A 6,185-nucleotide genomic window follows, 5' to 3' on the forward strand; every position below is an offset into this window, starting at 1 on the left:
TTGCGGCGGTTCGCCGCTTGACAAGAAAGCTGCATAGAATGATCACCGCGATCTTTATCAGGATGTCGTGAGTTTGACATGAAACGCAAGATTCTAATCTACACTGACAGCCGTGGACAACACATACCGCGCGCTGCCGAGCCATTTGAAATCTTCACGATGCGGTTGGCGAACCACCCTAGAGTCGAGGCGACAGTTCTCCTGTGCCCAATGAAGTGGACGACAACGATCGATTTTTTAGATTTCCTGGAAGAACATCGTCCCGAAAACTTCGACCATGTAGTTTTGCAAACCGGCATTGTCGAATGGTCGCCGCGTCCGCAACCAAGTGCGATCAACGACCTTTACAACAATAAAAACCCAGTCAATCAGGGAAACCAAATGCTCAATACGCGCGAATACGCGCGCAAAGTCGTCAACAACAAAAAACTGAGCTTTGATAAAATCTTTACTGAAGAGGCGATGCTCGCGCACTTGCATTCGAATTTTGATGTCGAGTATGAAGGGCACCCGACTATCAATATGTACAGCCTTGACATGGCGGAAAAGAACCTTCTGCCGCGGCTTCTTAAAATCGAAAATCTCTTGTTCGTGAATTCAAACCGCTTCGTACCCGGCTGGGAAGGCGATTTCACGAGGGGGCGGCCTAAGAATATCGGGATGACTGCCGGTTACTCCGCGCTATTCCGGGATGTGCTCGGTCCCAACAAAACGATTGATCTTCTCGGTTGGACCGAAGCGGAGATTCAGCGATATACCTGTGACAATATTCATTACACGAAAGCCGGAAGCGATTATATCTACGAAGAGCTCGCCAAGCGACTACGACTCGAAGAGCGCAGCTTTCGTGGTGCGCGAATGAGCAACCCGCAGGACAATGGAGCCGACAAGCCTTTCGCGCCAAACGGACGACCTTTGCTGGCCCCGAAAGTCCTTTCTGCGGAGAATCGCCGCCGCGCGCTTGAAGCTGCGGGACTGGAGGCGGGGGAAAAACTTGCGACTTTGATCGTCGGCTGTAGATTTCCAGACGATGACTCGTCGCGAGTCAATAATCTCCGGTTTCTTCTGGCATGGATAGACCGATTTTACAGTGATCTTTTTGACGTACTTCTCGTCGAGCAGGATGCTGAGTCCAAGATCGACCTGCTTGGTTCGGTGCAACCATATGTGCGACACGAGTTCATCTACAATCCGCGATCATATAATCGCGGGTGGGGCTACAACGTCGCCGTCAAGCATTTTACGAAGAACGACGTCGTCGCCCTTCTGGACACTGATGTGCTCCTTGGAGCCAATTTCGTCGACGAAATCATCGCTTGTCACACAAAATACAAGGCGATCTCTCCCTATGCGAATGTGTATTTCATGAATGTCGAGGAGACAGATGAGGTCGTCGGCAAGTTTTCGCTTGATGGATTGCGCCGGCAGAACGGCGTGAAAAAACCGACAACGATTACAGGCGGCGTCGTCATCATGCGTCGAGATGCTTATTTGCGGTTGCTCGGCTTTGAGCAATATACAAGCTACGGGGGAGAGGATCGCGCGCTCGATGTCGCGTTACTCGAAAGTTGCGGCTCGGATGAGGTGCGCGTAGCTGAATTCGTTTACGCACATCTTTTCCACCCATCAACCGAACCGGACAAAACAGAATTGGATAAAGTGCTAGCTCACTTGCGAGATAATTATGGTTGTACGGTTAATATGTCGTTATCGGCCGCTGATGACATTCATGAAAACTGCGCGCACAAATCGTTGGCGCTAATCGAGCGGAATATTGAAAAGCGCGCCTCATCATTTGGCGACCCGCAGCTGTACAGATCGGGGCGTGAACTCACAGTCAATGGACTCTACGTTGACGAAGTCACGACGTCAGAACGAACTGCGCCGGTGTTTCCGCCGGGGTTTACGACTCTTGAGGGCTATCCGGCGAAAGAGCTTTACGACGCTCCCGATCCGGACAGCGAAGAGATCGCAGCGTTGTATAACGCGTTCAGGGGCGAGCGCTGCTTCATCATCGGCAACGGCCCCTCCCTCAACAAGCATGATCTGTCGCTATTGAAAAACGAATATGTCTTCGCGGTGAATTCGTTTTTCTACAAGACGGATGAAACCGGATTCAGGCCGACATTCTACGTTGTCGAAGATACATCCGTTATGAAGGAGAATATAGAACGTATTCGTGCTTATAATGCTGAATACAAATTCTTCCCAACGATTTACAGAAAACTTCACCCTAAAACGCGAAATACGCTTTTCTTTCGTATGAACCGGGGTTTTTACGAGAAATCGAGTCCCAATTACTGCGTCCCGCGCTTTTCGCGAGACGCTTCGCGCGTTCTTTATTGTGGCCAGTCCGTCACATATATCAATCTACAACTAGCCTACTTCCTCGGTTTCACAGAAGTTTATTTAATCGGGATGGATTTTGATTATGTGATACCGAGAGAGCACAAGCGTAACGGTGATGTCATTCTTTCCACCACTGACGACCCAAACCATTTCCACAAAGATTACTTTGGAAAAGGAAAAACCTGGAAAGATCCGAAGCTCGATCGCGTCGCGATGAATTACCGGGAGGCCAAGCTCGCCTACGAATCTGTGGGGCGCAGGATTTACAATGCCACTATAGGCGGCAAGCTCGAGATCTTCGAGCGGGTGGATTACGAAAGAACGCTGAGCAAAAGAACGCTGAGTAAACAGCTCGCCCAAACGCCCTCCGAATTCTCGATTCGCAATCGGGCGGCCATTCCGAAGCCCGCATCGAAAGAGCTGCTGATATCTGTCATCGTTCCCGCCTATAACGTCGATTCCTATATCGAGGAATGCCTTGATTCGCTGGTTGCGCAGGATGACGACAATTTCGAAGTCGTCATTGTCGATGATGGCAGCACGGACGGCACTTCAAAAATCATTGACGAGTATTGCGCACGGCGCCCCAACTTCATGTCCGTGCGGCAGGATAATTCGGGCCTTGGCGCGGCGCGTAACGCCGGCGTCAAAGTGAGTCGAGGCGAATTCATCCTTTTTGTCGACAGCGACGATTATGTCTCATCAAACGCCATAAGCGCACTCCGGGCAGAGCAAAAGCGCGGCGATTTCGATGTCGTAACCGGAAGATTCGTACGCGTCTCCGAAGACGGCGTTGCTCACGCCGTCCGCACCGACCAATTGCCGCAACATGAGATACCGCAGGAATGTCCGCCCCTGTCTCCATCGGAGAAAGTGCTCGGCGCTTTTGCGCCGTCCGTAGCGTGGGCCCGGCTCTATCGCAAGTCCCTCATCCAAGAGAATGGTCTGGTCTTCCCCCCCCGCGCGCCGCACGAGGATCTCTATTTTACTTTCAAGGCGCTGGCCTTCAGCAAGCGGGTCAGCCAAATCTCCGACGAAATCTATTTTTATCGCCAACGTGACGGCTCGATCAGCAAGCGCGTCTCTGAAGCGCATATCGAAACCATTTTCGCGCAATGGCGTGATGCAGACGCATTCATGGCGGCACGGAAAGCCCGGCCGATCGCGAGAGCGCTCATTGCGCGCCGGACATTGTACATGATTGAAGGCGTGCGCAAACGGCTCGTTGACGCGCCGGAAAATATCAAGGAACGATTCCAGGAGGAGCTTAACCTCCGCCGCATCGGGCTTCAGGCGCTATTGTCCGATTTCCGGCAGTCAAAAATCGCAAAATCGGCGACGCCGAAAATCGCTGAGCAGCTCATTGATTCCCTGCAGGAGCGCAGGAGGCTGTTCCGGCCTTTCATACTGGAGAACGTTTTATATCCTCATTACGACATCGATCTCGGCTCCTACGCCGAACGCGAGATCGTCGAAATTTCCGAGGAAGAACGGCGGGCGCTTTCGCAGTTCCATAATGCGTATAAAGGCAAGCGCTGTTTCATTATCGGTAACGGTCCGTCCCTCAACAAGCATGATCTTTCGCTGCTCAAGAATGAGTATACGTTCGCCGTCAATTCATTTTTCTATAAAACCAGAGAAATAGGTTTCAGACCGACATTTTTTGTCGTCGAAGATAATCTCGTCATGCGGGAAAACATTGATGACATAAAAACGTACAAGGTGCCGTTCAAATTTTTTCCGGCCAATTACAGGGACCTTCATCCGCCGGGACGGAATGTATTCTTCTTTCCCGCCAATTGGGGCTTCTATTTGCAATCTAGCCCAAACTATTGCGCACCGCGTTTTTCCACGGACGCTACGAAGGAATTATTTTGCGGTCAAACTGTCACCTACATAAACATGCAACTTGCCTTCTTTATGGGCTTCACGGAGGTCTATCTGATCGGTATGGACTTCAACTATGTTATTCCAACAGAGCACGGGCGGGAAGGAAACTGGATTTACTCGAAGACCGATGATCCTAACCATTTCCACAAGGATTATTTTGGCAAGGGTAAAACGTGGAAGGATCCCAAACTTGATCGTGTCGCAAACAGCTATCGCCAAGCTAAGATCGCTTATGAATCCGCTGGCCGCAAAATTTATAACGCTACGATCGGCGGGCAGCTCGAGGTTTTCGAGCGCGTGGATTACCATTCACTGTTCAAGAATTCGCGCGGAGAGCGACTGACAAAAGCCGCAGCGTCTGTCCAGTCTCTCGTCGTAGCGTCGCCGTCCCCGGGCGGACGTCCCTTTTACGCTCCCTTCGGCGACTGGCTGATGGCGCGGGCGCCGCGGCTGTTCGGGGCGTTGCGCTTCGCCCGCCGCGCGCTCGCGGGCATGTGGCGGCGGCGACTGTGGACCCTGCCGGCGCTGATTCTGCTTGCGGCGCTTTTTCTCGCGGGTTTTCTGCCGGATCTTGCGCCTCATCGCGCCGTCATCTGGACGGTCGGGGGCTTCGCGGCGGTTCTGTTCGCCGTCTTTTATCTCGCGCTGCGGGTCTATCAGTTCGTGTCGACCCTGTCGGCCGAGGCGGCGGCGCTGCGCGCCGAGGCCCGCGCGCTAAGGCGGCGGTTGGACGACGACAGGCGCGAATCGGCTCGCCGCGCAGAAGAGACGGCGGCCTGTCTTGACCGCGCGCTCGGCGAGTTTCGGAACCACGTTGCGGAAGCGAAGGCGGCTAACGACGCGCAAGTTGCGGCCGCCGAATCGCTGGAGGCGCGCCTCGTCGAGGCCGAGCGAGCCGGCGCGACGGCTATCGAGCGTGTGCGGAGCGAACTTTCCGACGCCGCCAAGAAGGCCGAGGCTGGCGAAAAAGCCCTCCGCATCGAACTCGACAAAGTCGCCAAGGCCGCCGAATCCGCGAATCAGGCTCTCAGGAGCGAAATCGCCGCCGCCACGCAAATTCAGCGCGAGCTCGAGGCGGAGAAGCGATTTTCAAATTACAGCAACGTCGCAAGCGTGCGCGCTCACGAGCGGCGCCTCAGCGATGCGGATGTCGCTTATATTCAAAACAACTGGTTGCGGCTGCTCGGCATTACGCTTTCAAATCGACAGATTCATTACCTGGCGCATCAGATTTGTCTTGCGGAAGAACGCTGCGAGGGGCGGCTCGCGACCACTATTCAAGCGGCAGTGCTGCGCACGCTTGCGCTGCTCAGCATCCAACGGAAAAAAATCGATTTGCTTGAAATAGGCGCGCTTTTTGGAATAGGTGCGGGCATGCTATATAAAGCAGGGGAACGCGCGCAGCGTACAATGCATCTTACGCTCGTCGATCCCCTTGACGGATATTACGACCGAGGAATAGCAGACGCGGCTACCGGCGTTCCTGTCACGCGCAACACGCTCGTTGGGAACATGGCGGCGCTGGGCGTGCCAAAGTCCCGATACAGAATAATTCAACACCTCAGTACGGACGAAGAGGCCTTAAAGCTGGCTTCGGATAAACAATACGATTATGTCCTAATCGATGGCGACCATAGTCTTGAGGGAGTGGCTAGCGATTTCGACCTCTATGGCCCGCTCGTGAAACCGGGCGGCGTGCTCATATTCGATGACTACAACACAAAGGATTGGCCTGCCATAAAACCGTTCGTTGACGAAAAGGTTCGACCTCTTGGCGAGTGGTTGTGGATCGGCGGCGAATGGCGCACGGCAATTCTCCGGCGAAGGCGAAGGCGGGGCGAGAAAGGTTAAGGGGCTGTCCCAGATGTTCAGCTTCTTGAGTAGGGTTTGAGCCATTCCCGGAGGGTGCGCAAGAGGGCGTCCGGCGGGCCGTAATTGAAGCGCCA

The 6,185-nt window shown here is 53.7% G+C and carries 1 protein-coding gene; it reads left to right on the top strand.

Annotation, left to right across the window (positions count from 1 at the left end):
• The first annotated feature begins 78 nt into the window (after nucleotides 1–78).
• Nucleotides 79–6,090 (top strand): 6-hydroxymethylpterin diphosphokinase MptE-like protein, encoded by a 6,012-nt coding sequence (locus tag CHB64_RS15475; protein WP_200815410.1) that lies wholly within the window; start codon nucleotides 79–81, stop codon nucleotides 6,088–6,090.
• Nucleotides 6,091–6,185 lie beyond the last annotated feature (95 nt).

Origin of the sequence: Amphiplicatus metriothermophilus, from assembly GCF_900199215.1 — a bacterium.
GTDB lineage: Bacteria > Pseudomonadota > Alphaproteobacteria > Caulobacterales > Parvularculaceae > Amphiplicatus > Amphiplicatus metriothermophilus.

Bases quoted from the DNA above. Each gene is read 5' to 3' on its own strand.
- CHB64_RS15475 (WP_200815410.1), top strand. From the start codon at position 79: ATGAAACGCAAGATTCTAATCTACACTGACAGCCGTGGACAACACATA.